The organism is Oceanicola sp. S124, from assembly GCF_000220565.1.
Taxonomy (GTDB): Bacteria; Pseudomonadota; Alphaproteobacteria; order Rhodobacterales; family Rhodobacteraceae; genus Pseudooceanicola.
Window position 1 is genome coordinate 1 of the sequence record NZ_AFPM01000060.1, and the last position, 25,663, is coordinate 25,663.

Sequence of the window (25,663 nt, forward strand, 5' to 3'; positions counted from 1 at the left end):
CCTCTGTCGATGGCTAAGGGGCAATGTCCGTACGTCATTGAAAAGAAACCGATCACGTTGCATCTATATTAGCAAGAGCCGACACCGACGCCTCGCATGGGTGCGACGCCTCTATGCGGCGCCAGTCTGGTACTCGAATACTCGTCCGGGCCAGTAGAACTTCAGCCTCCCCCCACGCTTCCCGCCAGCAACCCACACCTGCTAGCCTCCCTCCAAACAGGAGGCCCCCATGACCATCACCTACGGCATTATCGGTTCCGGCATGCTGGGACAGGCCATGGCGCAGGGCGCTCTCTCGGGCGGCGTGGCGGGCAGCAGCCTCTGGATGGCGAACCGCTCGGGCCAGCCGGTGCCGCTGACGGGCGGGGCAGGGGTCACGTTCACCGCCGATCCGCAGGAGCTGGCTGAAGCCTGTGACGTCGTCCTGCTCTGCATCCCGCCTGCCGCCATGCCCGCGCTGAAGATCGACGCCTCCGACAAGCTGGTGCTTTCGGTGGTCGCCGGGCTGACGCTCGCGGGGATCTCGCAGGCCACCGGCAGCGCCCGCGTGATCCGCGCGATGTCCAGCCCCGCCGCAGCCCAGTGCCTCGCCTACACCCCATGGGTCGCCAGCGCAGAGGTCACTGAGGCCGACCGCGCTGCCACCCGCAGTTTCTTCGGCGCCATGGGGCAGACGGACGAGATCACCGACGAGGCCCAGATCGACCATTTCACCGCCATGACCGGCCCGGTGCCGGGCTTCGTGGCCTATGTCGCCGACAGCATGATCCGCCACGCCACGGCCCAGGGCATCGCCCCCGAGGTGGCCGACCGCGCCATCCGCCAGCTCTTCCTCGCGTCCGGAGAGATGCTGAGCCAGGGCGCCAGCCCGGCGGCCCGGGTGCAAGAGATGATCGCCTACGCCGGTACAACTGCCGCCGGACTGGTGGCGCTCAGGGACAGTGCCTTTGACCAGGCGCTTTCACAGGCGCTCACCGCCGCCGCGGACCGCGCCAGGGAAATCTGAAACGGGCACCATCCGGCACGAAGAAGGGCGCCGGAGAACCTCTCCGACGCCCCTTGTTCATCACCAGGCTGAAAATACTCCCGCCGGAGGCGATCCGGCGGCAGCCCGCAGGCGCGCGACCCGATCAGCTGCGCGGCCTGATCAACTGCGCGGCCTGATCAGCTACGCGACTGGCGCTTGCGCTCATGCGGATCCAGGTAGCGCTTGCGCAGGCGGATCACGTTGGGCGTCACTTCGACCAGCTCGTCGTCGTTGATATAGGCAATGGCCTCTTCCAGCGACAGGGTGATCGGGGTGGTCAGGCGGACCGCGTCATCGGTGCCCGAGGCGCGGACGTTGGTCAGCTTCTTGCCCTTCAGCGGGTTCACTTCCAGGTCGTTCTCGCGCGAGTGCTCGCCGATGATCATGCCCTGGTAGACATCCGCCTGGGCGCCCAGGAACATCCGGCCACGCTCTTCCAGGTTCCACAGGGCGTAGGCCACGGTCTGGCCCTGCTCCATCGAGATCAGCACCCCGGCGCGACGGCCCGGGATGGCACCCTTGTAGGGCGCCCAGGAGTGGAACACGCGGTTCAGAACGCCGGTGCCGCGGGTGTCGGTCAGGAACTCGCCGTGATAGCCGATCAGCCCGCGCGAGGGGATGTGGGCGATGATCCGGGTCTTGCCCGCACCGGCTTGACGCATCTCGACCAGGTCGCCCTTGCGCGCGCCGGTCAGCTTCTCGATCACCGCGCCCGAGTATTCGTCATCGACGTCGATGGTGGCTTCCTCGATCGGCTCCAGCTTCTGGCCGTTCTCGTCTTCGCGCAGGATCACCTGCGGACGCGAGATCGACAGCTCGAAGCCTTCGCGGCGCATGTTCTCGATCAGCACGCCCATTTGCAGTTCGCCGCGGCCCGAAACCTCGAAGGCCTCGCCGCCGGGGGTGTCCTGCACCTTGATGGCGACGTTGGTCTCGGCTTCCTTCAGCAGGCGGTCGCGGATGACGCGGCTCTGCACCTTCTTGCCGTCACGACCGGCAAGCGGGCTGTCGTTGATGCCGAAGGTCACGGTGATGGTCGGCGGGTCGATGGGCTGGGCTTCCAGCGGCTCGTCCACGGCCAGGGCGCAGATGGTGTCGGCGACGGTCGACTTGGTCATGCCGGCCAGCGACACGATATCGCCGGCGATGGCCTCTTCGATGTCCTGCTGGGCGAGGCCACGGAAGGCCTGGATCTTGGTGACGCGGAACTGCTCGACCTTCTGGCCGATGCGCGAGATCGTCTGGACGGTCTGGCCGACCTTCAGCTTGCCGGATTCGACGCGGCCGGTCAGCATGCGGCCGACGAAGGGGTCGGCGCCGAGGGTCACTGCCAGCATGCGGAAGTCGTCGTTCTGCTTGGCCAGCTGCTTGGGCGCGGGAACGTGGTCGACGATCAGCTTGAAGAGCGCGTCGAGGTTCTTGCGCGGGCCGTCCAGTTCATTGTCGGCCCAGCCCGAGCGGCCCGAGGCGTACATATGCGGGAAGTCCAGCTGATCCTCGTCGGCATCCAGGCTGGAGAACAGGTCGAAGACCTCGTCCAGGGCGCGGTCGGGTTCGGCGTCGGGCTTGTCGACCTTGTTCAGCACCACGATGGGGCGCAGGCCCAGGGCCAGCGCCTTCGAGGTCACGAACTTGGTCTGGGGCATCGGGCCCTCGGCGGCATCGACCAGCAGGACCACGCCGTCGACCATCGAGAGAATCCGCTCAACCTCGGCGCCGAAGTCGGCGTGGCCGGGGGTGTCGACGATGTTGATCCGGGTGCCTTTCCATTCCACCGAGGTGGCCTTGGCAAGGATGGTGATGCCGCGTTCGCGTTCCAGGTCATTGGAATCCATGGCGCGTTCGGCCACGGCCTGGTTGGCACGGAAAGCACCGGATTGTTTCAGCAGCTCGTCGACGAGCGTGGTCTTGCCGTGGTCAACGTGGGCGATAATGGCGATGTTGCGCAGATCCATGTGGGGTCCTCTTGGGGTCTCGCGCAGGCCCTAGCCCGGGAAGGGCAGAAAAGAAAGGCCCAAAGCGGGGATCAGCCGATTAGGCGGCCCAATGGCGCAAGAAAGCGGCTGGCCAGCCATGTATGGCCCGCCGCCTCGATCCGGGCACCGCTGCCCAGCTTGAAACGGGCCAGTCCGGGGCTGTCGCGGTTGACGGGGCCGAGGTCCAGCCGGGTGATGCCCTGCGCCGCCAGCCAGCGTCCGGCCTCCCAGAGCAGCAGGTTGTGGGCCGAGGCGGCGCGACCTTCGGGCCCGCTCCAGCCGATGTGGTAGCTGGCGCCGGGGGCGTGCAGCAGGAAGAGCTGGGCGGCAAGCACGGATGTGCCGCGCCGGGCGAGGAACAGCCGGGTCTGCGGCCAATGCAGCGCGAACTCGGGCGGCAGGGCGCGGTAGCCCCGGGCGCATTGCTGCGCGGCCTCGGCCTGCAGCAGCCAGTGGGTCGGGTCTCGGGGCAGGGGGGCGTGACAGACCCGCAGCCCCTGGCTTTCCGCGTGGCGCAGCCGGTTGCGCCACTTCTGATGCTGCCCGGCCCGTTGCAGATCGCCGGCCTGGGTCAGCCGCAGCACCGCGCGCGCCTGCGGGGTCAGCAGGCGGATCGCGCCCGAGCCACGCAGCGCCCCGTCCTGTACCTGCGAGGCGGCCGAGATCACCGCCGCGGCGGGCAGGCTGGCAAGATCCGGCAGCACCATGGGCTGGGGCAGCCAGAGCAGGCGCAGCGGCCCGAACCGCCGGCGCAGGGCAAGCGTGCCGCAGGGCAGGCGTCCGACATCCGCCCCCATCCCCTGGAGGGTCGTAGCGTAGTGGGGATGGCGGTGCATCCGTCCGTCCGGCCCAGGATCTGGCCCAGGTTCTGGCCAAGGATCCGGCCCAGGTTCTGGCCACGGATCGGGGATGTGCTCATGTCGCATGTCGGAATTAAGGCGATGAAAACCTTCGCGAGGGTTAATGGCGACGATGAAAGAGCCCGCCTCTCCCCTGCCACCCGCGCCGCGCCCCACATGGCAGGCGGCGCTGCTGCTCTGCCTGATGCTCTCGCCACCGGTCTGGGGGCTGCTGAGCCTTGCCGCGGCGCTCTGGCCATAGGCGCTGGCCCTATACACTGGCCCTTAACGCCGGTGTCGGACAATGCCCTTACGGCCCCGGCGCAAGACCCCGGCCCCAGATGCGCTGCGAACAGAAAGCCGCCGATCCGGGCCGGAGGGTCTTTACCTTTACGGCGAAATGGCGAACCTCCCTGTCATGCGCTAACAGAGGAGGTCTCCCATGACCTATGTCGCGGCCGAGAGCCGATACGATACCATGCCCTACCGCCGCCTCGGGCGGTCCGGGCTTAAGCTGCCGGCGATCTCGCTGGGGCTGTGGCACAACTTCGGCGACGACACGCCGCATGAGACCAAGCGCGACATCCTGCGCACTGCCTTCGATCACGGGGTGACCCACTTCGACCTGGCCAACAACTATGGTCCGCCCTACGGCAGCGCGGAAACCGCCTTCGGGCGCCTCATGGCCGAGGACTGGCGTCCCTACCGGGACGAGCTGATCCTGTCGACCAAGGCCGGTTACGACATGTGGCCCGGCCCCTATGGCAACTGGGGGTCGCGCAAGTACCTGACCGCCTCGCTGGACCAGTCGCTGAAGCGGATGGGGGTCGACTACGTCGACATCTTCTACCACCACCGTGCCGATCCCGAGACGCCGCTGGAAGAGACCATGCTGGCGCTGGATGCCGCCGTGCGCGCGGGCAAGGCGCTCTATGTCGGCGTGTCTTCCTACAACTCCGAGCGCACCCGGCAGGCCCATGCGATCCTGCGCGAGCTGAAGACACCTTTCGTGATCCACCAGCCCAGCTACAACATGTTCAACCGCTGGGTCGAAGAGGACGGGTTGCTGGAGACGCTGGACGATCTCGGCATGGGCTCGATCGTCTTCACGCCGCTGGCGCAGGGGCTGCTGACCGGCAAGTACCTCAAGGGCATTCCCGAGGGATCCCGCGCGGCCCAGGGCAAGAGCCTGAACCCCGACCTGGTGGATGAGGCGATGATCGCCAAGCTGAACGGGCTGAACGAGGTGGCACAGGCGCGCGGCCAGACCCTGGCGCAGATGGCGATCGCCTGGGTGCTGCGCGGCGGGCGGGTGACCTCGGCGCTGATCGGCGCCTCGCGGGCCTCGCAGGTGGTGGACTGCGTCGGCGCGGTCGCCAACCTTGATTTCACGGACGAGGAACTGGCCCGCATCGACGCCAACCTGACCGACAAGGAAGTCATTCTGGGCGGCTGGAAGGAAAGCTCGGAGGTCTGAGGGCGACCTGCCCGAGGCCTGAAAGAGGAACCGCCGCCAGGAAGACCCTGGCGGCGGTTTTCATTTGGTCCCGGTGTCGATCAGAACGGGATCTCGTCGTCGAGGTCGTTGCGGCCACCGCCGCCGCCACCCTGGCCACCGCCATAGCCGCCGCCCGAGCCGCCGCGGTCGTCGTAGCCGCCACCCGAACCGCCGCCGTAGTCACCGCCGCCGTAGCCGCCGCCACCCTGGCCGCCGCCGTAGCTGCCGCCACCGCCGCCCTGGCCGCCGCCTTCACCGCGACCGTCCAGCATGGTCAGCTCGCCCGCGAAGGGACGCAGGACGATCTCGGTCGAATAGCGGTCCTGGCCGGACTGGTCCTGCCATTTGCGGGTTTCCAGCTTGCCCTCGATATAGACCTTCGAGCCCTTGCGCAGGTACTGTTCGGCGACGCGGACCAGCGGCTCGTTGAAGATGGCGACCGTATGCCACTCGGTGCGCTCGCGGCGCTCTCCGGTATTGCGGTCTTTCCAGTTTTCCGAGGTGGCGATGCGCAGGTTGCAGACCTTGCCGCCGTTCTGGAAGGACCGGATTTCGGGATCGCGTCCCAGATTGCCGATCAGGATGACCTTGTTGACGGAACCGGCCATGGCGCTTCTCCCTCTGAATGTAGCCTGTCGCGCCCGAATCCGGCGCGGATGTTCGAAGCGTTACATCAAAGCGGGCGCTAAAGGGCAAGAAGCTTGCCCGGTTCCCCCTGTCGAATGGTGCCGGGGCGGGCAGAAGACCGCTTCGGCGGCGCCCTGCCGCCTCCTGCGCTTCGGGGGTGCCCTTTTCCGCCCGATGGCGCTAATCTGCGCGCCAGGTTCCGGGGACGGGGACCGCGACAGGAGACGATAGACGGGGCCGGGGGGATGGACCCGAGCAGAGGCCCTGAAACAGATGACTGGGGACAGAGATGATCAAGCCCGCCATGCTGGCCTGCCTTTGCGCGGGTCTTTGCCTTTCCACATTTCCCGCCACCGCGGATGTCCTGGCATCCCAGGCCCGCAAGAGCCAGTTCGGCGCCCAGACCAGCCTGCTGGACCGGCGCGCCTCGACGCAATACGCGGCCTCGGTCCGGCTGACGCCCCAGGCGATCCGCACCCCGACCAAGTGGGATGGCGTGGCCTGGGAAGGCAGTTACAACGGACCCTACCTGGACATGGCGAAGTCCGCCGCCCTGCGCCACGGGATCCCCGAAGGCCTGTTCCTGCGCCTCGTGCAGCAGGAAAGCGGCTGGAACAGCAACGCGTTGTCGCACAAGGGCGCACAGGGGCTGGCGCAGCTGATGCCGGGCACCGCGCAGATCCTCAAGGTCGATGCGCTGGACCCCTACGAGAACCTCGACGGCGGCGCCCGCTACCTGGCCATGCAATACCGCGACTTCGGCTCCTGGCCGCTGGCGCTGGCGGCCTACAACGCCGGCCCCGAGGCGGTGCGCCGGCACGGCGGTATTCCGCCCTACGCCGAGACCAAGGCCTACGTGGCCGCGATCTGGGGCAGCTGAGCGCCCGCCACCCGGGTCTTATCCGCTTTTCCGGGCCCCCTTTCCCGGCCCAGCGGACCCTGGCGCCCTCTGCGGGTAATGATCCCGGGCGCGCGCAAATGCTTTTGCGGCGCCCCTGGTTCCCAAATTTTTTGGCATTTCAGCGCGAAAGTTTCCGGAACCCGGGCAGGGGGGAGACGTTCTCTTTCCACACCGCGACGCAACAGCGTGCCACCCCGCTCCGGGAGGCAGCGCCGCGTCGGAGAAAGATCGAAAAGGAACTCACCATGCGTAAGACCCTGCTCATTCCCGCCATCGCCGCAGCTTCGCTGACCGCCATTCCCGCCTTTGCCTACGAAGGTCCGGTCGCCTCGGTGACCGCCGATGTCGCCGAAGCTTCGGTTGCCGAAGGCAAGGTGCCCGCAAGCTACCTGCCGCGCGTCTCGGAAGATGTCGAGATGGCCATCGCCAAGCATCTGCCCGAGATGGTCGAAGGCGGTGAAGGTATCGCCATCGAAGCCTCGGTGCTGGGCCTGGACCTATCGCCGAACATGGGCACCATGTCTGCCCAGATCGCCGTCTTCGGCCAGAACGGTGACATCATCACCAGCTTCCCGGTCGAGCTTGAAGCCGATACCGCCTACGACGGCACCGACCCCGAGATCTACTACGGTCCGATGGTCGACAAGTTTGCCGAGATCGCGGCCGACCGCGTGATGGATCTGCCGATCGTCGACGGCAAGCTGGTCGAGGGTGAATCCCCGAAGGGCAATGACGACGGTGACGATGCGCCCGCCGGTGGTGACGAGGACGCCGCATCCGACAACGATGCGGGCGACGCGGCCGACGACACCACCTCGTCCGATAGCTGATCTCCGGCCCCTCGGAATACTCAGTCTGACGAAAGGCCCTCGCGCAAGCGGGGGTCTTTTGCGTTTCTGGCCACCGTTGCGGGCCTGATCCCCAGGCAGGCCCGGGCAAGAGGCAGGCCCGGGCAAGAGGCAGGCCCGGGCAAGAGGCAGGCCCGGACAAGAGAAAGGCCCGGGCAAGGCCCGGACTTTCGCGCAGTCGTTGCCCGCCGGGGGCGGGCGGGACTATTCGGCGGCGACGCCGGTCTCGGTGGTGATCACCGGCTCCATCTCAGCGAATTGCGCGTCGCTCAGGTGACACTTGATCTGGTGGCCGTCGAAATCACGCATCGGCGGCACCTCGCTGTCGCACTTGCCGCCCGGCACCATCTGCTTCCACCGGCAGCGGGTCTGGAAGGGGCAACCCGGCGGCGGGTTGACCGCCGAGGGGATGTCACCCTCCAGCACGATATGCTTCTTCTTCACCGAGGTATCGGCAATCGGCACCGCCGAGAGCAGCGCCTCGGTATAGGGGTGATAGGGCGGCGAGAAGACCTCTTCGGTGGTGCCCAGTTCGACCACATGGCCGAGGTACATCACCATCACCCGATCCGAGAGATAGCGCACGATGGACAGGTCGTGGCTGATGAACAGCAGCGTCGTCTTCTGCTCGCGCTGGATTTCCATCAGCAGGTCGGTCACGGCGGCCTGCACCGAGACATCCAGCGCCGAGACGGGTTCGTCCGCCACCACGATGCGTGCATCCCCGGCAAAGGCGCGCGCGATGCCGACGCGCTGCTTCTGCCCGCCCGACAGCTGGCGCGGCATCCGTTCGGCGAACTCGCGCGGCAGCTTGACGAGATCCAGCAGGGTCAGCATCCGGTCGCGCCGCTCGGCCGTCGAGCTGCCATGGCCGAAGACCTCGAGCGCGCGCATGATCTGGCGCCCGACGGTCATCGAGGGATTGAGCGTGTCGAAGGGGTTCTGGAACACCATCTGCACATCAGCCACGGTCTTGGTGTCGCGCTTCTCGATGGCGGTCGACTGGATCTCTCGGTTGTCCAGCACGATGGTGCCCTCGGTGGCTGTCTCAAGTCCCATCAGCACCTTCGCGAAGGTCGACTTGCCGCAGCCGCTCTCGCCGACGATGGCCAGGGTCTCGCTTTCGCGGGCCTCGAACGAGAGCGTCTCGTTGGCCTTCACCACCTTCTTCTCGCCGCCCTTGAACAGGGCCGAGGCGGCGACCTCGTAGTACTTCTTCAGGTTGTCGATCTTCAGCACGGTGCGGCCGATCTCGGCCTTGGCATTGGTCACGGCAGCGGCAATCGGCGCATCCCAGTTGATCTCTTCCTGGCGCAGGCAGCGGGTCTCGTGGCGCTCGTCGCCCTTCACCGGCCGCATCAGGATATCCTGCGCGTCGCAGCGCCCGGCTTCGAAGTAGTCGCAGCGCGGGCCGAAGTTGCAGCCCTGCGGGCGTTCGTGGGGCAGGGGGAAGTTGCCTGGGATCGCCACCAGCGGCCGGTCGGTCTTGGACGCGCCGGGCAGCGGGATCGAGCGGAACAGGGCCTGCGTGTAGGGGTGCCGCATCTGGTCGAAGACATCCTCGATGGACCCACGCTCGACCGCCTCGCCGGAATACATCACGCAGAGCCGGTCGCAGGTTTCCAGCACCAGCCCGAGGTTGTGGCTGATAAACAGCATCGAGGTGCCGTATTTCTTGCCAAGGTCCTTCACCAGCTCGACGATGGCCCCCTCGACGGTGACGTCCAGTGCCGTGGTCGGCTCGTCCAGGATCAGCAGGGCGGGTTTCGACATCAGCGCCATGGCGATGACGATGCGCTGCTGCTGGCCGCCCGACAGCTGGTGCGGGAAGCTCTTCAGGATGCGCTCGGGGTCGGGCAGCTTGACGTCCTCGATCACCTGCAGGGCACGGGCGCGGGCCTCTTTCTCGCCAATGCCCTCGTGGATCATCGGCACTTCCATCAGCTGCTTGCCGATGCGCATCGCGGGGTTCAGGCTGGCCATCGGCTCCTGGTAGATCATGGCGATCTCGTTGCCGCGGATCTGGCGCAGCTCCGAGGCCGACATCTCGGCCAGGTCGCGGCCCTTGAACTTGATCGAGCCGCCGACCACGCGCCCGTTGACGCCAAGATCCTGCATCACGCCAAGCGCCACGGTGGACTTGCCGCAGCCGGACTCGCCCACCAGGCCGACGGCCTCTCCGGGCCGGACAGAGACCGAGAAGTCCATCACTGCGGGGATTTCCCGCAGGCGGGTGAAGAAGGAAATCGACAGCCGGTCGATCTCCAGGATGGGTCCGTCATAGTCGCTCATGACACCTCTCCTCGGGAGCGCTTCGCTACTCCCATCCGATGGCTAAAAATACTGCGGGGGCCGCCATTGTACGCCATTGGTTCAAGTACAATGGCGGCGGGGCTGGCCCCCGGTCCCGCCGTCTCAGTCTTTCAGGCTTTCTTCCCGCAGACCGTCGGCCAGCAGGTTGAGACCCAGCACCATGCTCAGAAGCGCCACGGCGGGCACGATGGCGGGATGCGGGTAGATCGACAGCAGCTTGCGGCCCTGGTTGATCGTCGTCCCCCAGTCCGGGCTCTCGGGCGGCAGGCCAAGGCCGAAGAAGCCGAGCGTGCCCAGCAGGATCGTCGTATAGCCGATGCGCAGGCAGAAATCGACGATCAGGGGCCCCCGGGTGTTGGGCAGGATCTCCCACAGCATGATGTACCACGGGCCCTCGCCGCGGGTCTGGGCGGCGGCGACGTAGTCGCGCGTCTTGATGTCCAGCGTCAGGCCCCGGACGATGCGGAACACCGTCGGCGCGTTGACGAAGACCACAGAGACGAAGACCACCAGGATGCCGCCGGGCACGTTGAAGAGGTCCAGCGCTGCGGGCAGGAATCGCACCGGTGTCGCGGGGTCCGAGATCACTGACAGGTAGGCCCAGCCCAGCACGAAGAGCAGCACCGCCAGCATCACGTTGCGCCGCGCCGGCTGGGTGCGGTAGCGGGCGTTGATCAGCACCGTCAGGAAGAGGATCGGGAAGAGGAACAGCACGATCGCCATGTAGCTGGGGATACCGGTCTGCACCATTTCGGGGGTCACCAGCAGGTAGAACAGCAGGATCACCGGGAAGGCCAGGATCAGGTTCGCGGCGAAGCTCAGCGCGCTGTCCAGCCTGCCGCCGAAGTAGCCTGCCGGCAGGCCCAGGGTGATGCCGACCATGAAGGCAAAGAGCGTCGCCAGCGGGGCGATGCGGATCACCACCCAGGCGCCCTCGACCATGCGCGAGAAGACATCCCGCGCCAGGGTGTCGCCGCCCAGCAGATACCAGGCGAAGTCGTCCTCTCCGGCGCCGCGCATCGGCGTGCCGGGCACCTTGTTCTTCATTCCCGTCGCGGTCGAGAGCGGATCATGGGTGAGGATCCAGTCGAACAGGCCGACCGCTAGGGCGGTGTAGACCCAGAACATGACCAGGCCGAAGCCCACCATGCCGATGGTGTTGTCGAACAGCTTGCCGTAGAGGCCCAGACGGCGCTTGAAGGCGATCGACAGGGTGAAGGTGACAAGAAGGGCGATCCAGACCGGCAGGAAGCGGATCAGCAGTTGCAGGGCGATCTGGCCCCAGGACAAGGGTTCCATGCGCGGCGCCTCCTCAGGAAATCCGAATCCGGGGGTTCAGGTAGACATAGCCGATATCCGAAATCAGCTGCGTCACCAGGACCACCAGTACCGAGACGACCGAAATGCCGAGCAGAAGGTCGATGTCATTGTTGCCCGCCGCCTGCACCAGCGCCCAGCCCAGCCCCTTGTAGTTGAACAGCGTCTCGACCACGACGACGCCGTTCAGCAGCCAGGGGAACTGCAGCATGATCACGGTGAAGGGGGCGATCAGCGCATTGCGCAGGGCGTGTTTCAGCACGATGTTGCGGAAGCTCACGCCCTTGAGGCGCGCGGTGCGGATGTATTGCGCCGTCATGACCTCGGCCATCGAGGCCCGCGTCATCCGCGCGATATAGCCCATCCCGTAAAGCGAGATGGTCAGCACCGGCAGGAAGAAATTCTCGAAGGTCGCGTCTTCCATGGCCGCCGTGGCGGTGCCCTTGAACCACTTCAGGCCGACGGCGGACGAGGCGAAGACCGCGATCAAGATCACGCCCGAGACATATTCGGGCGTCGCCGTTGTCGCGATGGACAGGGTCGACAGGCTGCGGTCGGTCTTCGATCCCTCGCGCATGCCCGCCAGCACGCCGATGATCAGCGCCGAGGGCACCATCAGCAGCATCACCCAGAGCATCAGCTTGGCGGTCATCCACAGCCGCACCCCGACGATGGTCGAGACCTCGTCGCGGAACACCCGGCTGTCGCCCCACTGGCCCTGCAGCACGCCGCAGAAGCGCGGCGCCGTTTCCGCCGTCCTCTCGGGGGTGATGCAGCGCCCGGTGATGCGGCCGTCACGTTCGTTGGTCCAGCCCGGCACCACCCCCAGCCATTCGCCGAAACGCACCGGCATGGGCTGGGCGAAGCCGTTGTTGGCCAGCCAGGAGACGACCTCCTCGTCGGACATCCGGCTGTTGCCCTCGAACTTGGCGACCTTTTCCAGGTTCGGTGGCAGGTTGGTCAGGAAGAACACGATGAAGCTGAGGCAGAGCGCCGTCAGGATCATCACGCCGACCCGGCGGAGGAGGAAGAGAAGCATGCACAGTTCCTGTCAGTGGCGTCCGGGTTGTCGGCGCTTGGCGCGTGGGGCCCGGTCTTCGGTCTTGGCGGCCGCAGGACGTGAAACGGGGCCACGGACAGACCGTGACCCCGCGGATCAATCAGCGGATCAGGCCGCGATCCACCACTTGTAGTGGTGCATCTCGAAGGTCGGGTGCTGGTCGGCACCCATGACCTCTTCCTTCGAGTGGCGGAACAGCGAGCGCCAGTAGGGCTGCACCATGACGCCTTCGTCCAGCATGATGGTTTCCAGCTTTGCCATCACCTCGCGGCGCTTGTCCGCATCGGCGATCGAGAGCGCTTCGTCGAGGGCAGCGTCGAACTCGGGGTTCGACATCGCGGTCTCGTTCCACGAGGCGCCCGAGCGGTAGGCCAGCGACATGGTCTGCACGCCGAGCGGACGCATGTTCCATTCGGTTGCCGAGAAGGGGTAGACCAGCCAGTCGTTCCAGAAGGTCGAGCCGGGCAGGATCTCGCGCTTGATGTTGATGCCGGCGTCGCGCATCTGCGCGGCAACGGCGTCGCAGGTTTCCGACTGCCACTGGTCGTCGATCGAGATCAGCGTGAACTCGGTGTCGGCCATGCCCAGCTCTTCCAGCTTGGCCATGGCGGCCGCCGGATCGGTGGGGATGGCGGGGACCTCGGCATATTCCGGGTGGATCGGGCAGACGTGGTGGTTCTCGGCGACGGTGCCGTAGCCGGCATAGCCCAGCTCCAGGATCACCTCGTTGTCGACCGCCTGGATCAGGGCGCGGCGCACCTCGGGGTTGGTGTAGGGTTCCTGGGCGACGTTGAAGCGCACGCAGATGGTCGCCGCGGTGACCGCCTCGGACTTCTTCCAGCCCATGGCATCCAGCACCTCGATGAATTCGCCGGTGGACTGATAGGTCATGTCGATCTCGTCGGAATCGGCAGCCGCCACCCACGAGGCCATGTCGGTGCCGAAGTCGATGAACTCGATCCGGTCCAGCCAGGCGCCTTCGCCCCACCACTGGTGATCGGTGTTCTTGACCAGTACCTGGGTCACGCCGACCTCGTTGGTTTCGGGCAGGAAGGGGCCGGTGCCGATCGGGTTCTCGGAGGGATCGCCGCCATCGTAGCTCTGGTGGACCACGGCGGCCGGGTAGTCGGCGAAGCCGGCGATGATGGTGATGTCGGGGCTGGCGCAGACCAGCTTGACGGTATGCTCGTCGACCACGGCGATCGCGCCCTCGCGGGCCATGCCGGTTTCGCTGTCGATCAGCGTCGACATGCGCGAGGCCATCGAGTTGCCGTCGACGCCCTGTTCACACCAGCGCGCGATATTGAAGGCGACGTCCTCGGCGGTGAAGGGATCGCCGTTGTTCCAGGTCACGCCCTGGCGGACGTTCAGCGTGTACTCGGTCGCATCCTCGTTGGCTTCCCAGCTTTCCAGAAGCCGGCCTTCGAAGGTGCCGTCGTTCTGGTACTCGACCAGGTATTCCAGCCAGCCCCGGGCGAAGTTCGCCATCTGCGACCAGTCGAAGTTGCGCGGATCCTTCAGCGCCTTGGTCTCCATCTGCACCCGCAGCGTCCCGCCCGCGGTCGGCGTCGCTTGCGCCGCGGCAGGCTGGGCGAGGCCGCCAAGCGCGTAGATCCCGGTGGTGGCCACGCCAAGCGCCGAGCTGCGCGCCATGAACTCGCGCCGGCTGAGCTTTCCGGCCTTGAATTCCTCGGCATACATGCGGGCGGCGGGGTGGATCCGGTCCTGCTTCTGGGGTTTTTCGGTCATGTCATTCTCCCTGTGACGTACATCCGGGTGCCCCGCGAGGCGCTTGCCCCCACGAGATCGACTGAATCGCTGCAACGGCCCTGTGGTGCCTGGCGGGCGAGGTCCGGTTGCTGGATCCACTCCGGCAGGAAAATCGCCCCGGGTCAATTCAAGTCTCCGGTCTTTGGTAGTCCAGATGCGACATGATTGTCATCCAAAAGCGACATCTCCTGCCGCGTCAGGCACTTGCGCCGCCTGATTGCGCGCCGGCACGCCTCTGCTCAGGTGCACTGGCGCACCTGTGGCCGGAGGTATCTTCTGACAGGCCTGACGTCTGGACATGCCGGGAAGATGGAGCGCTTCCATGACAAGTCCACGACGGATCGGAACTATCTTCGCCGCCGCAGGCCCGAGGGCGTCTTGCCGGTGTGTTTCTGGATGAACCGGGTGAAGTAGGCCGCCGAAGAGAAGCCCAGCATTTCCGAGACCAGCCCGATCGGCAGGGTGCCGTCCTGCAGCATCAGCCGCGCCTCGTAGAGGCTGCGGCCGGTCAGGATATCGGCTGCGGTCAGGCCTGCGGTCTGGCGCAGCGTGCGGGTTAGGTGCGTGGGGGTCACCCCCAGGGCGAGGGCGAATTCGGCCATCGACTGGCCCGAGCGGAAGTCGCGCTCGACAAGGGCGCTGAAGGCGGCGGCGAGGCGGTCGGCGGCGCGCGGCGTGCCGGTGGTGGCGGGTTCGGCCGCCAGGGTCCGGCGCAGCCAGACCGAAAGCAGCCCGGCATGGGCCTGCAGGGCCTCGGCGCCGAAGGGCCGGTGCGTCGCCTGCTCGCGCTGCATCGCCTCGATGATCGCCACCAGCTCGGCCTGGGTCAGGCTGTCGCGCAGGCGCAGCTGCACCGGTTCGCTCGGCAGCTGCAGCCCGATCTCTGTGGGCACGGAAACCGCCAGCCCGTAGCTCTGTTTGCCGATGTCCAGCATCATCAGCGTGCCGGCGGGCACGAAGAGCGCCGTGTTCATCGTCAGCCCGCGGCGACGGCCCAGGACGATGGTCCGCCCCTGTCCCTTGCTGAGATAGACGAAGAGATGCGAGGGGCGGGCGTGCGGAAGTTCGAGCCGCCAGCTCTCGTTCGCGGAGAGCTGGGCGAGGGTCTGGCTCCTGACCGTTGGGGGCGCATAATCTGCCAAGTGCGGATCTGTCTGTTCAGTGAAAGACCTGGGGCGGCTCACAGGCGGAAATAGAACGGGATTGCACTGATAAGTAAAGGCTACGCGGCGGGTAGGACCTGCCATGCCGACATGCGGGCGCGGAACCAGGTTCGTTGCCGTTTTGCATACCTGCGCGTATGTATTAGGGCGCTCTCACGGGCCGCGTCAAAGGAAATTTCCTCACGCAGATAGGCAATTAGCTCTGGCGCACCGATGGCCTTCGATGAGGGCAGGGCAGGGTCCCATCCGGCCAGGTTGTCCCGCGCCTCGTCCAGCGCACCCTGGGCGAGCATCTGGTCGAACCGGGCCTCGATGCGCGGGCTCAGCCAGTCCTTCGGGGCCTCCAGCACCAGCCGGGTGCAGGCCTCGGGCGGCAGCAGCGGCGGCGGCGTCTCGGCCTGCCAGGCGGTGATGCCGCGCCCGGTGGCCCGCAGCACTTCCCAGGCGCGCTGCACGCGGGCGGGGTTGTTCAGGTCGAGGCGGGCGGCGCTTTCGGCGTCCAGCGCGGCGATCATCGCCGGCAGGTCGGCCTCGCGCAGGGCATTGCCCTCGGCGCGGACCTCGGGCGGCACTTCGGGTATCACCGCCAGCCCCTCGGTCAGCGCGGAAAGATAGAGCCCGGTGCCGCCGACGATCACCAGCCGTTCGGGGCCCGAAAGCAGCCCCTCGACCTCGCGCAGCCAGTCGCCGACGGAATAGGGCTGCAACCGGTCGACATGACCGAACAGGCGATGCGGCAGGGCGGCCTCTTCCGCGGCGGAGGGGCGGGCCGAGAGCACGCGCCAGTTGGCATAGACCTGCAGCGCATCGGCATTGACGATCACCCCGCCGCCATCTTCGGCGATCCGCATCGCCAGGGCCGACTTGCCCGAAGCGGTCGGCCCCGCGATGAGCACATGGCGGTCTGCCGGCACCTGTTCTGCCTGTCTCATCCGCACTGGCCCGCCTTCCTGTCGATCTGTCCCAATTCCCGCATTGAACCTGCCCGCCTTTTCCGACATTTTGCGCGCGATCCTAGTCCCCCGCCGTGAAGGAGCGCAACATGGCCGATACCGAGCAGGACCCCACCTACAAGCGGGTGATGTTGAAGATCTCGGGGGAGGCGCTCATGGGCGACCAGGGCTACGGCCTGCATCCGCCGACCGTCGAGCGGATCGCCAAGCAGGTGCAGAGCGTGCACGAGATGGGCGTCGAGATCTGCATGGTGATCGGAGGCGGCAATATCTTCCGCGGCCTCGCCGGCTCGGCCCAGGGCATGGAGCGCACGACCGCCGACTACATGGGCATGCTGGCCACGGTGATGAACGCGCTGGCCATGCAGGCCGCGCTGGAGGGCCTCGGCGTCTACACCCGGGTGATCAGCGCGATCACCATGAACGAGGTGGCCGAACCCTACATCCGCCGCCGCGCCGTGCGTCACCTCGAGAAGAAGCGGGTCTGCATCTTTGCCGCGGGCACCGGGAACCCCTATTTCACCACCGATACGGCCGCCACTCTGCGCGCCAACGAGATGGCCTGCGAGGCGATCTTCATGGGCAAGAACGGCGTCGACGGGGTCTATGACAAGGATCCCAAGACCAACCCCGATGCCAAGCGCTACGATACCGTCAGTTACGACGAGGTGCTGCAGAAGAACCTCAAGGTGATGGACGCCTCGGCGATCGCGCTGGCGCGGGACAACCACAAGCCGATCATCGTCTTCCCGCTGGACGACCCGAACGGCTTCCGCGGCATCCTGCAGGGCAAGGGCGCCCATACCCTCGTCAAGGGCTGAGGCCCGGCCCAGTGTCAGGCCAGCCTGTCGCGCCGGGAGCGACCCCGGTGCCGACCCTGGTGCCGGCCGGCGCCGCGACGATTGTCGCAAATCACTATACATCCCGGGTGCGCTGTCCTAGAACGCCCGGAAAGACGAACCAGCTCAGCGGGCTATATTACCATGTCTGAAGATTTCGAACTCGACACCGACGACCTCAAGCGCCGCATGGATGGCACCATGTCGAACCTCAAGACCGAATTCGCCTCACTGCGGACCGGCCGGGCCTCGGCCTCGATGCTGGAGCCGGTGATGGTCGACGCCTACGGTCAGCCCACCCCGATCAACCAGGTCGGCACCGTCAACGTGCCCGAGCCGCGCATGGTGACGATCAACGTCTGGGACAAGGGTCTCGTGAACAAGGTCGAAAAGGCGATCCGCGAAAGCGGCCTGGGCATCAACCCGCAGCTCAACGGCACGATCATCATGCTGCCGATCCCCGAGCTGAACGAGGAACGCCGCCGCGAGCTGACCAAGGTCGCCGCGCAGTATGCCGAGCATGCCCGCATCGCCGTGCGCAACCTGCGCCGCGACGGCATGGACCAGATCAAGAAGGCCAAGGCCGACGGCATGTCCGAGGACGACCAGAAGCTCTGGGAAGCCGAGGTCCAGGAGCTGACCGACGCCTATATCAAGAAGGTCGATCAGGCGCTGGAGACCAAGCAACAGGAAATCATGCAGGTCTGAGGCATGCGGCCGGGCGACCTGCCCGGCCCGGCCGGCCGCATCAGGGGGAGGGGCGCATGGCGGACGAGGCGAAAGCCCTCGCGGAGCAGACCGGGAACCTCCCGGCGGGCATCGGTGGCGCAGGCCCCCGCCATGTGGCGATCATCATGGATGGCAACGGGCGCTGGGCCACGATGCGTGGCCGTCCGCGGCTGTTCGGCCATCACGCCGGGGCGCGACGGGTGCGCGAGATCGTCCGCGCCTGTCCCGACCTGGGCGTCGGCTACCTGACCATCTTCGCCTTCTCGACCGAGAACTGGAAACGGACCCAGCTTGAAGTTGCCGGGTTGATGGCGCTGTTCCGCAGCTACATCCGCAAGGAGGCACGGGCGCTGCGCGATCACAACGTCCGGGTGCGCTTCATCGGCGACCGCCCGGGGCTGGACAAGAAGCTTCAGGTGCAGATGGACGAGCTGGAAGAGATGACGGCGCATTGCACCGGCACCAACCTGACCATCGCGCTGAACTACGGCGGACGTGACGAGGTTGCCCGCGCCACCCGCCGCCTTGCCGAAGATGTCGCCGCCGGCCGCCTGGCCCCCGAATGCGTCGACGAGGAAACCCTGCCGAAGTACCTCGATACCTGCGTGCTGCCCGATCCCGACCTGGTGATCCGTACCAGCGGCGAGGCGCGGATCTCGAACTTCCTGCTCTGGCAGTCCGCCTATGCGGAATACGAGTTCATCGATACGCTCTGGCCCGACTTCACCCGCGAGGTCTTTGCCGGGGTGCTCGAGAACTTCGGCTCTCGTGACCGCCGCTTCGGCGGCGTGAAAGGCTGATCCGATGGCAGATCGCAAATGGTCCGACCTGGCGCCGCGCCTGGTCTCGGGGCTGGTTCTCGTTGTGGCCGGCCTGCTGGTGATCTGGGCCGGAGGCCTCTGGTTCAAGCTGTTCATCGCGCTGGTCTGCGGCGGCATGGTCTGGGAGCTGGCGCGGATCTGCGCCCCCGGCGAGGATGGCGTGGCACTGCAGATGGGCGGCGTGGCGGGGCTGTGCCTTGCGCTGGCGGTCTTCGTGCCCGGCGGCTTCGCGCTGCCGCTGCTGCTGGCGCCCTCGATGGTCGGCCTGTCGCTGGTGCCGCGTCGCCGCACGCTGTTCCTGGTGTTCTGCGCCATGATCCTGATCGCCGGCTACGGCATGGTCCGGCTGCGTGCCGACCAGGGCGCGCTCTGGCTGGGCTGGCTGGTGGCCGTCGTCGTCGTCACCGACGTGGCGGGGTACTTCGCGGGCCGGATGATCGGCGGGCCGAAGTTCTGGCCCCGCGTCAGCCCCAAGAAGACCTGGTCGGGCACCATCGCGGGCTGGGTCGCGGCGGGGCTGGTTGGTCTGGGCTTCGGGCTGTGGATGAACGAAGGCGTGACCCTGGCGGGCGTATCTATCGCATTGTCCATGGCCTCGCAGATGGGTGACATGGCCGAAAGCGCGCTGAAGCGGCGCGCGGGCATCAAGGACAGTTCGAACCTGATCCCCGGGCATGGCGGGCTGATGGATCGCTTCGACGGCATGCTGGGCGCCTCGCTCATGCTGCTGCTGACCGGGCCCTGGACGGGGCTCTTCTTCATCGCGGGGTAACATGCGCCGGATCACGATCCTGGGGGCCACGGGCTCCATCGGACAGAGCACCATCGACCTGATCGCGCGCCGGCCCGGCGACTTCGAGGTCGAGGCGCTGACCGGCGGCCACAATATCGACCAGCTGGCCAAGGACGCCCGGGCGCTGAACGCGAGGCTTGCGGTGACCGCCCACGAAGAGCGGCTGCCCGAGCTGCGCGCGGCTCTGGCGGGCACCGGTATAGAGACGGCGGCGGGGCAGGGGGCGCTCATCGAGGCCGCCGAGCGGCCTGCCGACTGGGTGATGTCGGCCATCGTCGGCGCTGCCGGCCTGGCCCCCGGGCTGAAGGCGCTGGAGCGCGGCGCGGCGCTGGCGCTGGCCAACAAGGAAACCCTCGTCTGCGCCGGGCCGCTGGTGCTGGAAACCGCCAGGCGCGCGGGCGCCGAGCTGCTGCCCGTCGACAGCGAGCATTCGGCCATCTACCAGGCCCTGCTGGGCGATGATCCGGCCTCTGTCGAGCGGGTCATCATCACCGCCTCGGGCGGGGCGTTCCGCGACTGGCCGCTGGAGAAGATGCGTGCCGCGACGCCCGAGCAGGCCGCGACGCATCCCAACTGGGACATGGGGCTGCGCATCACCGTCGATTCCGCCTCGATGTTCAATAAGGCGCTGGAACTGATCGAGGCGAAGGAGTTCTTCGGCTTCTCCCCCGACCAGCTGGAAGTGCTGATCCACCGCGAAAGCCTGGTGCATGCGCTGGTCGGCCATGTCGATGCCGGGCTGATTGCCCACCTCGGCCCCGCCGACATGCGCCACGCCATCGGCTATGCGCTGAACTGGCCTGACCGCGCTGCCCTGCCGCTGGAGCGGCTGGACCTCGCCCGCATCGGCAGCCTGTCCTTCGAGGCCCCCGACCCCGAGCGTTTCCCGGCCCTCGGCCTCGCCTACCGGGTGATGGAACGCGGCGGCCTGTCGGGCTGCGCGCTGAACGCGGCGAAGGAGGTGGCGCTGGATGCCTTCCTCGCCCGCCGCATCGGCTTCATGCAGATGGCCGAGGTCGTCACACGCGTTCTTGACCGGGTTGAGACCGATTCCGGTCTCATTGATGCCCCGTTCAGCCTTGATAACGTGCTGAACATGGACCAGATCTCAAGGCGTTATGCCGAAGAGAGCATGGCACAGGTGCGCAAGACAGGGACGGTTCAGGCCATATGACGAGTTTTCTGCCCGAGTTCGGGAACATGCTTTACGTGGTGATCGCCTTCGTCGTGGCGCTGTCGATCATCGTCGCGATCCATGAATACGGGCATTACATCATCGGCCGGATCTCGGGCATCAAGGCCGAGGTCTTCTCGCTTGGCTTCGGGCCTGTGCTGTTCAGCCGGGTTGATCGCCACGGCACCCGCTGGCAGGTTGCCGCGCTGCCCTTCGGCGGCTACGTCAAGTTCCTCGGCGATGGCGACGCGGCCTCGGCCGGTCCCGACGAAGAGGTGATCTCGACCCTCAGCGAGGACGAGCGGCGCCACACCATGCTGGGCGCGCCTCTCTGGGCGCGGGCGGCAACGGTTGCGGCGGGGCCGGTGTTCAACTTCTTCCTGTCGATCCTGCTGTTTGCCGGGCTGCTCTTCGCGCGCGGCGAGGTGGCCGAGCCGCTGGCCGTCGGCCAGATGCGCCCGTTGCCCGCGGTGGAAGCCACCGAGGAGGGGTTGCAGCGGGGCGACCAGATCCTTGCGATCGGCGGGGTGACCCTGCCGGCGCTGGATGACGCCGAGGGCATGGCGGCCTTCTCGGACGGTCTGCCCATGGCGGCGACGCTGACCTACCGGGTGATGCGCGACGGCACCGCGCGAGAGGTCACCGGCCCCTATCCCTATCCGCCCATCGTCACCCAGCTGGCGCCGAATTCGGCGGCCTATGACATCGGGCTGAAGCAGGGCGACGTGATCACCGCCATCGACGGCACGCCGATCTTCGCCTTCGAGCAGCTGAAGGAGCAGGTCGAAAGCTCGAACGGGGCGCCGCTGCTGCTGAATGTCTGGCGCGAGGGTGTCGAGACGCCGATGGACTTCGTGCTGACCCCGCGTCGGGTCGATGAGCCCGCCCCCGAGGGCGGCTTCCGCACCGAATGGCGCATCGGTATCGCCGGTGGCATGGCCTTCGAGCTGGCGACCGAGCGCGCCGGGCTGTTCACCTCGCTCTGGGGCGGGGTGCAGCAGACCTGGAGCGTCATCGGCAGTTCCCTGTCGGGGCTGTGGCACATGATCACCGGGGCCATTTCCTCGTGCAACATGTCGGGGCCAATCGGCATCGCCAAGACCTCTGGCGCCATGGCCAGCCAGGGCCTTGTCAGCTTCGTCTGGTTCGTCGCGGCGCTGTCGACCGGGGTGGGGCTGCTGAACCTCTTCCCCGTGCCGGTGCTTGACGGCGGGCACCTGGTCTTCCACGCCTACGAGGCCGTGACGGGCAAGCCGCCCTCGGATCGCGCGCTGCGGGTGCTGATGGCGGCCGGGCTGACCATCGTGCTGTCGGTGATGCTCTTTGCGCTCAGCAACGACGTCTTCTGCCCCTGAGACCTCCCCCTTGAACTGGCCCCTGACACTGGCCCCGATACTGGACAAGACCCGGATCAAGGCCAGCCCATCGGGGGCACAGGATCACCGGACAGCGAGGGGACCGGGCGGAAAACCGCCTGACCTTCGGGTCGGCAGGGGCGTCGCCCGCTTGGGACGGATTGTGGCCGCCCAGATCTTGCCATATTCGACACCCGAAATGCGCCGCATTTCAGGACCATACTTGACGGAATGCCGGGGTCGTCCCGGAGTCAGGGTATAGAATTTGTGGGGCCCTATGACACTTCTTCAAAAAGGTTACCGCGGTTTCGCGGTGCTCTTCGATCTCAATTCCGACCTTCTGCTCTACGTGGGCACGATGGTCTTGGCCCTCGTCGGCGCCAGCTACATCGCGCAGATCGCCTTCTAACCGCCTCGGGCGGGGCGAAGGCGTGCAGGACTGCGACACCTCCCAAGGAACGCGCGACCCGGAGACGGGCGCGCGTTTTCCAGTTTTGACAAGCGCTTATTAACCCGATACTCACATCTCAAATGGGATGTCTGAGTGGGTCTGGAATATGACGAATACCTTTGGAGCCGGGGCTGCCACCTCTGCGCGCCGCAACAAGTTTTCCTTTCCTCTGGCGGCTGCGATTTTCGCCATTGTTTCAGGCGTTTCGGTCACGGTTCCCGAGGTCTCCCTGGCCCAGAGCTATCGCTTCTCGACCGTAAGCATCGAAGGCAACCGCCGGATCCCCGCCGCGACGATCATGACCTATGCGGGAATCGCGCAGGGGCAGAGCGTCTCGGCCGCAGAGCTGAACGACGCCTACCAGAACATCGTCAATTCCGGCCTCTTCGAGACCGTCGAGCTGACCCCGCGGGGCGGGACTCTGGTCATCGAGGTTACCGAATTCCCGACCATCAACCGCATCTCCTTCGAGGGCAACCGCCGCATCAAGGATGATGCGCTGTCGGAGATCGTGCAGTCGACCTCGCGCCAGGTCTTCTCGCCCACCAAGGCCGAGGCCGATGCCGCGCTGATTTCCGAAGCCTACGTGGCCCAGGGTCGCCTGGCCGCCCGCGTCACGCCGCGCATCATCCGTCGCAGCGACAACCGCGTCGACCTGGTCTTCGAGGTCTTCGAAGGCGGCAATACCGAGGTCGAGCGGATCTCGTTCGTGGGCAATACCGACTACAGCGACCGTCGCCTGCGCCAGGTGCTGCAATCCAAGCAGGCTGGTCTGCTGCGCGCCTTCTTCCGGTCGGATACCTTCGTTGCAGACCGTATCGAGTTCGACAAGCAGGTGCTGCAGGACTTCTATCAATCGCGCGGTTACGTCGACTTCCGCATCACCGGCGTCAACGCCGAGCTGGCGCGCGAGCGGGACGGTTACACCGTCACCTTCAACGTGCAGGAAGGCCAGCAGTTCAAGGTTGGCCAGGTGACCACGGTCAGCGAGTATGAAGGCGTCGATGCGGCGATCTACCAGGAGGCCCAGAACCTCAAGTCGGGCGACATCTACTCGCCCTCCGACGTCGAGAACGCCATCGCGCGGATGGAACGCCAGGCCAACCGCGACGGCCGCGACTTCCTGCGCATCGAACCGCGCATCACCCGCAATGACCGCACCCTGACGCTGGACGTCGAGTTCGTGCTGTCGCGTGGCCCGCGCATCTTCGTCGAGCGGATCGACATCGAAGGCAACACCACGACGCTGGACCGGGTGATCCGCCAGCAGTTCAACGTGGCCGAGGGCGACCCCTTCAACCCGCGCGAAATCCGTGAAAGTGCCGAGCGCATCCGTGCGCTTGGGTACTTCTCCAACGCCGAGGTCAATGCCCGTGAAGGCACGCGGCCCGACCAGGTGATCGTCGACGTGGATGTCGAGGAAGCGCCCACGGGCTCGCTCTCCTTCGGCGGCACCTATTCGACCACCGATGGCTTCGGCCTGCAGATCTCGTTCCGCGAGAACAACTTCCTCGGTCGGGGCCAGACCCTGGGCGTGACCCTCTCGGGGGCGTCGGACGACCGCACCTATGCGGTGAACTTCGTCGAGCCGCGCCTGCTGGGCCGGGATCTGGCACTGAACTTTGGCATCTCCTATGCCGAGACGGAATCCAGCTATTCCGACTACAACACCCTGAATGGGTCGTTCACCACCGGCCTGACCTTCCCGCTGACGGACAAGTCGCGGCTGAACGTCAACTACAAGCTGGCGGCCAACGACATCACGCTCGACACCGGCGTCACCATCGGCTCGCTGCTGACGGCCGAGGCCGCTGAAGACCTGCGCTATGCCTCTTCGCTGGGTTATCGCTACTCCTTCGACACCCGCCTGAGCGGCCTGAACCCGAATGCCGGCCTGCTGCTGGAATTCGCCCAGGACTTCGGCGGTGTCGGCGGCGATATCGAGTTCATCCGCAGCACCGGCCGTGCCGTCGCCCAGACCAAGGTCTGGAACGAAGAGATCACCCTGCGCGCCACGGTGAAGGCCGGCACCATCTCGATGCTGGGAGGCAGCAACTCGCAGGTGACCGACCGCTTCCTGATCGGCTCGTCGATCATGCGGGGCTTCACCCCCGATGGCATCGGGCCGCGCCAGTATTCCGACGGCAACTATGACGACGCTCTGGGCGGGACCGCCTATGCGGTGGCGCAGTTCGACGCCGAGTTCCCGCTGGGCCTGCCCGAAGAGCTGGGCATCTCGGGCGGTGTCTTCTATGACATCGGCTCGGCCTGGGGGCTGGACCAGACCGCTGCCGACGTGCTCTACGAGGATGCTTCGCTGCGTCAGGTCGTCGGCCTGTCGCTGTTCTGGAACACCCCGATCGGGCCGCTGCGCTTCAACTGGAGCCACGCGCTGCAGAAGGAAGAGTACGACAAGGAACAGACCTTCGACCTGTCCATCCGGACGGAGTTCTGAGGTCGCCTTGCCGGGCCTTCGCAGCAGTTTCCGACAGATGTTTGCCGCCAGCCTCGTGATCGCGGGGCTGGCGGGCTCCGTTGCGGCGCAGGACGCTGTGGCGGATGTGGTGCCGCGCACTCCGGTGCTGGTGGTCGACAGCGAAAGGCTGTTTTCCGACAGTGCCTTCGGCCAGCAGCTCGCTGACCGGATCGAGCAGGCCGCCACCGAGATCGCCGCCGAGAACCGCCGGATCGAGGCCGCGCTGGCCGAGGAAGAGCAGGCCCTGACCGACCGTCGTCCGACGATGACGCCGGATGAGTTCCGCGCCATGGCCGATGCCTTCGACGAGAAGGTGACCCGGATCCGCCGCGAACGGGACGAGGCCGCCGCCGGACTGGGCGAGGACAGCGACGCGGTCCGCCGCCAGTTCCTGGTCGCCGTCGAGCCGGTGCTCTACGGGCTGATGCAGGAAGCTGGCAGCGCGGTCATCCTTGAGCGGCGCACGGTCTTCGTCACCCGCGAGGTGGTCGATGTGACCGACGAGGCCATCCAGCGGATCGACACGCAGCTGTTGCAGCCGCAGGACCCCGTGGCGGGGCAGGGGGATGCGCCCGCCGATCCTGCCGATCCCGCCGATCCTGCCGCACCCGAAGCGGCGCCTGCCGAGACCGGGAACGCCGCCGGCGGTGACGCGCCCTCTGGCGAGTGACCCGGGAGCGGCGCTTTACCGCCCCGTGCCGCCACGCTTGCCGCCATGGGGGCGACTTGCTAG

At 66.7% G+C, this 25,663-nt stretch carries 23 protein-coding genes; 14 read left to right on the plus strand and 9 right to left on the minus strand.

Annotated elements, in window-relative coordinates:
* Positions 1-229: 229 nt before the first annotated feature.
* Entirely contained in the window at positions 230-1,006 is a 777-nt protein-coding gene (locus tag OS124_RS0105265) for a pyrroline-5-carboxylate reductase family protein (protein ID WP_010138328.1), read from the plus strand.
* 158 nt (positions 1,007-1,164) lie between these two features.
* Here OS124_RS0105265 and typA read toward each other — a convergent pair whose 3' ends face one another.
* Together typA and OS124_RS23755 are read right to left on the minus strand one after the other, a co-directional pair.
* On the minus strand, positions 1,165-2,982 hold the full coding sequence (gene typA, locus OS124_RS0105270; protein ID WP_010138329.1) for a translational GTPase TypA: 1,818 nt from the start codon (positions 2,980-2,982) through the stop codon (positions 1,165-1,167).
* A gap of 71 nt (positions 2,983-3,053) precedes the next feature.
* A complete protein-coding gene (locus OS124_RS23755) occupies positions 3,054-3,839 on the minus strand; it encodes a GNAT family N-acetyltransferase (RefSeq protein WP_050900816.1) in 786 nt (261 codons plus the stop codon).
* 127 nt (positions 3,840-3,966) lie between these two features.
* On the opposite strand from OS124_RS23755, the gene OS124_RS27320 reads away from it, so the two are divergent.
* Positions 3,967-4,104 carry a hypothetical protein gene (locus OS124_RS27320; RefSeq protein ID WP_168161439.1) on the plus strand — a complete coding sequence of 46 codons (138 nt, stop codon included), beginning with the start codon at positions 3,967-3,969 and terminating at the stop codon, positions 4,102-4,104.
* Positions 4,105-4,284: 180 nt separating this feature from the next.
* Positions 4,285-5,319, plus strand: a complete 1,035-nt coding sequence (gene mgrA / locus OS124_RS0105280) for an L-glyceraldehyde 3-phosphate reductase (protein WP_010138331.1) — start codon at positions 4,285-4,287, stop codon at positions 5,317-5,319.
* An 80-nt stretch (positions 5,320-5,399) separates the two neighbouring features.
* On the opposite strand, the gene ssb is transcribed toward mgrA, so the two are convergent.
* Positions 5,400-5,948 carry a single-stranded DNA-binding protein gene (gene ssb / locus OS124_RS0105285; protein ID WP_010138332.1) on the minus strand — a complete coding sequence of 183 codons (549 nt, stop codon included), beginning with the start codon at positions 5,946-5,948 and terminating at the stop codon, positions 5,400-5,402.
* Between the two features lie 308 nt (positions 5,949-6,256).
* Between ssb and OS124_RS0105290 the strand changes: the two genes are divergently transcribed.
* Both OS124_RS0105290 and OS124_RS0105295 read left to right on the plus strand, forming a co-directional pair.
* Positions 6,257-6,847: a lytic transglycosylase domain-containing protein gene (locus tag OS124_RS0105290; protein ID WP_010138333.1), complete on the plus strand. Its 591-nt coding sequence runs from the start codon at positions 6,257-6,259 to the stop codon at positions 6,845-6,847.
* A 266-nt stretch (positions 6,848-7,113) separates the two neighbouring features.
* On the plus strand, positions 7,114-7,698 hold the full coding sequence (locus OS124_RS0105295; RefSeq protein WP_010138334.1) for a hypothetical protein: 585 nt from the start codon (positions 7,114-7,116) through the stop codon (positions 7,696-7,698).
* A 222-nt stretch (positions 7,699-7,920) separates the two neighbouring features.
* Here OS124_RS0105295 and OS124_RS0105300 read toward each other — a convergent pair whose 3' ends face one another.
* From OS124_RS0105300 to miaA, 6 genes are all read right to left on the minus strand, one after another.
* Entirely contained in the window at positions 7,921-10,008 is a 2,088-nt protein-coding gene (locus tag OS124_RS0105300; RefSeq protein ID WP_010138335.1) for a dipeptide ABC transporter ATP-binding protein, read from the minus strand.
* Positions 10,009-10,131: 123 nt separating this feature from the next.
* Positions 10,132-11,328: an ABC transporter permease gene (locus tag OS124_RS0105305; protein WP_010138337.1), complete on the minus strand. Its 1,197-nt coding sequence runs from the start codon at positions 11,326-11,328 to the stop codon at positions 10,132-10,134.
* Between the two features lie 13 nt (positions 11,329-11,341).
* A complete protein-coding gene (locus tag OS124_RS0105310; RefSeq protein WP_010138338.1) occupies positions 11,342-12,385 on the minus strand; it encodes an ABC transporter permease in 1,044 nt (347 codons plus the stop codon).
* Positions 12,386-12,514: 129 nt separating this feature from the next.
* Positions 12,515-14,155 (minus strand): ABC transporter substrate-binding protein, encoded by a 1,641-nt coding sequence (locus OS124_RS0105315; protein ID WP_010138339.1) that lies wholly within the window; start codon positions 14,153-14,155, stop codon positions 12,515-12,517.
* Positions 14,156-14,523: 368 nt separating this feature from the next.
* Positions 14,524-15,318, minus strand: a complete 795-nt coding sequence (locus OS124_RS0105320; protein ID WP_010138340.1) for a helix-turn-helix transcriptional regulator — start codon at positions 15,316-15,318, stop codon at positions 14,524-14,526.
* Positions 15,319-15,398: 80 nt separating this feature from the next.
* Positions 15,399-16,271, minus strand: coding sequence for a tRNA (adenosine(37)-N6)-dimethylallyltransferase MiaA (gene miaA, locus OS124_RS0105325; protein ID WP_010138341.1), 873 nt, complete (start codon positions 16,269-16,271; stop codon positions 15,399-15,401).
* Positions 16,272-16,381: 110 nt separating this feature from the next.
* On the opposite strand from miaA, the gene pyrH reads away from it, so the two are divergent.
* The 9 genes from pyrH (at position 16,382) to OS124_RS0105370 (ending at position 25,600) form a co-directional block, all read left to right on the plus strand.
* Positions 16,382-17,113 (plus strand): UMP kinase, encoded by a 732-nt coding sequence (gene pyrH / locus OS124_RS0105330; protein WP_010138342.1) that lies wholly within the window; start codon positions 16,382-16,384, stop codon positions 17,111-17,113.
* A gap of 162 nt (positions 17,114-17,275) precedes the next feature.
* Positions 17,276-17,839, plus strand: a complete 564-nt coding sequence (gene frr / locus OS124_RS0105335) for a ribosome recycling factor (RefSeq protein ID WP_010138343.1) — start codon at positions 17,276-17,278, stop codon at positions 17,837-17,839.
* A 56-nt stretch (positions 17,840-17,895) separates the two neighbouring features.
* Complete coding sequence (gene uppS, locus OS124_RS0105340) at positions 17,896-18,660, plus strand: polyprenyl diphosphate synthase (protein WP_010138344.1); 765 nt, start codon at positions 17,896-17,898, stop codon at positions 18,658-18,660.
* Positions 18,661-18,664: 4 nt separating this feature from the next.
* Positions 18,665-19,453, plus strand: coding sequence for a phosphatidate cytidylyltransferase (locus OS124_RS0105345; protein ID WP_010138345.1), 789 nt, complete (start codon positions 18,665-18,667; stop codon positions 19,451-19,453).
* A gap of 1 nt (position 19,454) precedes the next feature.
* A complete protein-coding gene (gene dxr, locus OS124_RS0105350; RefSeq protein ID WP_010138346.1) occupies positions 19,455-20,648 on the plus strand; it encodes a 1-deoxy-D-xylulose-5-phosphate reductoisomerase in 1,194 nt (397 codons plus the stop codon).
* Positions 20,645-22,003, plus strand: a complete 1,359-nt coding sequence (gene rseP, locus OS124_RS0105355; RefSeq protein WP_010138347.1) for an RIP metalloprotease RseP — start codon at positions 20,645-20,647, stop codon at positions 22,001-22,003. The genes dxr and rseP overlap by 4 nt, the downstream gene beginning before the upstream one ends.
* A 277-nt stretch (positions 22,004-22,280) precedes the next feature.
* Positions 22,281-22,412, plus strand: coding sequence for a hypothetical protein (locus tag OS124_RS28160; RefSeq protein WP_272941942.1), 132 nt, complete (start codon positions 22,281-22,283; stop codon positions 22,410-22,412).
* 148 nt (positions 22,413-22,560) lie between these two features.
* Complete coding sequence (gene bamA / locus OS124_RS0105365; RefSeq protein WP_010138348.1) at positions 22,561-24,909, plus strand: outer membrane protein assembly factor BamA; 2,349 nt, start codon at positions 22,561-22,563, stop codon at positions 24,907-24,909.
* A 37-nt stretch (positions 24,910-24,946) separates the two neighbouring features.
* Positions 24,947-25,600 carry an OmpH family outer membrane protein gene (locus OS124_RS0105370; protein WP_010138350.1) on the plus strand — a complete coding sequence of 218 codons (654 nt, stop codon included), beginning with the start codon at positions 24,947-24,949 and terminating at the stop codon, positions 25,598-25,600.
* The last annotated feature ends 63 nt before the right edge of the window (positions 25,601-25,663 follow it).

Excerpts from the sequence above, each read along its gene's own strand:
- OS124_RS0105265 (WP_010138328.1), top strand. The coding sequence starts at position 230 with ATGACCATCACCTACGGCATTATCGGTTCCGGCATGCTGGGACAGGCC.
- typA (WP_010138329.1), bottom strand. The coding sequence starts at position 2,982 with ATGGATCTGCGCAACATCGCCATTATCGCCCACGTTGACCACGGCAAG.
- OS124_RS23755 (WP_050900816.1), bottom strand. The coding sequence starts at position 3,839 with ATGCACCGCCATCCCCACTACGCTACGACCCTCCAGGGGATGGGGGCG.
- OS124_RS27320 (WP_168161439.1), top strand. The coding sequence starts at position 3,967 with ATGGCGACGATGAAAGAGCCCGCCTCTCCCCTGCCACCCGCGCCGCGC.
- mgrA (WP_010138331.1), top strand. The coding sequence starts at position 4,285 with ATGACCTATGTCGCGGCCGAGAGCCGATACGATACCATGCCCTACCGC.
- ssb (WP_010138332.1), bottom strand. The coding sequence starts at position 5,948 with ATGGCCGGTTCCGTCAACAAGGTCATCCTGATCGGCAATCTGGGACGC.
- OS124_RS0105290 (WP_010138333.1), top strand. The coding sequence starts at position 6,257 with ATGATCAAGCCCGCCATGCTGGCCTGCCTTTGCGCGGGTCTTTGCCTT.
- OS124_RS0105295 (WP_010138334.1), top strand. The coding sequence starts at position 7,114 with ATGCGTAAGACCCTGCTCATTCCCGCCATCGCCGCAGCTTCGCTGACC.
- OS124_RS0105300 (WP_010138335.1), bottom strand. The coding sequence starts at position 10,008 with ATGAGCGACTATGACGGACCCATCCTGGAGATCGACCGGCTGTCGATT.
- OS124_RS0105305 (WP_010138337.1), bottom strand. The coding sequence starts at position 11,328 with ATGGAACCCTTGTCCTGGGGCCAGATCGCCCTGCAACTGCTGATCCGC.
- OS124_RS0105310 (WP_010138338.1), bottom strand. The coding sequence starts at position 12,385 with ATGCTTCTCTTCCTCCTCCGCCGGGTCGGCGTGATGATCCTGACGGCG.
- OS124_RS0105315 (WP_010138339.1), bottom strand. The coding sequence starts at position 14,155 with ATGACCGAAAAACCCCAGAAGCAGGACCGGATCCACCCCGCCGCCCGC.
- miaA (WP_010138341.1), bottom strand. The coding sequence starts at position 16,271 with ATGAGACAGGCAGAACAGGTGCCGGCAGACCGCCATGTGCTCATCGCG.
- pyrH (WP_010138342.1), top strand. The coding sequence starts at position 16,382 with ATGGCCGATACCGAGCAGGACCCCACCTACAAGCGGGTGATGTTGAAG.
- frr (WP_010138343.1), top strand. The coding sequence starts at position 17,276 with ATGTCTGAAGATTTCGAACTCGACACCGACGACCTCAAGCGCCGCATG.
- uppS (WP_010138344.1), top strand. The coding sequence starts at position 17,896 with ATGGCGGACGAGGCGAAAGCCCTCGCGGAGCAGACCGGGAACCTCCCG.
- OS124_RS0105345 (WP_010138345.1), top strand. The coding sequence starts at position 18,665 with ATGGCAGATCGCAAATGGTCCGACCTGGCGCCGCGCCTGGTCTCGGGG.
- dxr (WP_010138346.1), top strand. The coding sequence starts at position 19,455 with ATGCGCCGGATCACGATCCTGGGGGCCACGGGCTCCATCGGACAGAGC.
- rseP (WP_010138347.1), top strand. The coding sequence starts at position 20,645 with ATGACGAGTTTTCTGCCCGAGTTCGGGAACATGCTTTACGTGGTGATC.
- OS124_RS28160 (WP_272941942.1), top strand. The coding sequence starts at position 22,281 with ATGACACTTCTTCAAAAAGGTTACCGCGGTTTCGCGGTGCTCTTCGAT.
- bamA (WP_010138348.1), top strand. The coding sequence starts at position 22,561 with ATGACGAATACCTTTGGAGCCGGGGCTGCCACCTCTGCGCGCCGCAAC.
- OS124_RS0105370 (WP_010138350.1), top strand. The coding sequence starts at position 24,947 with ATGTTTGCCGCCAGCCTCGTGATCGCGGGGCTGGCGGGCTCCGTTGCG.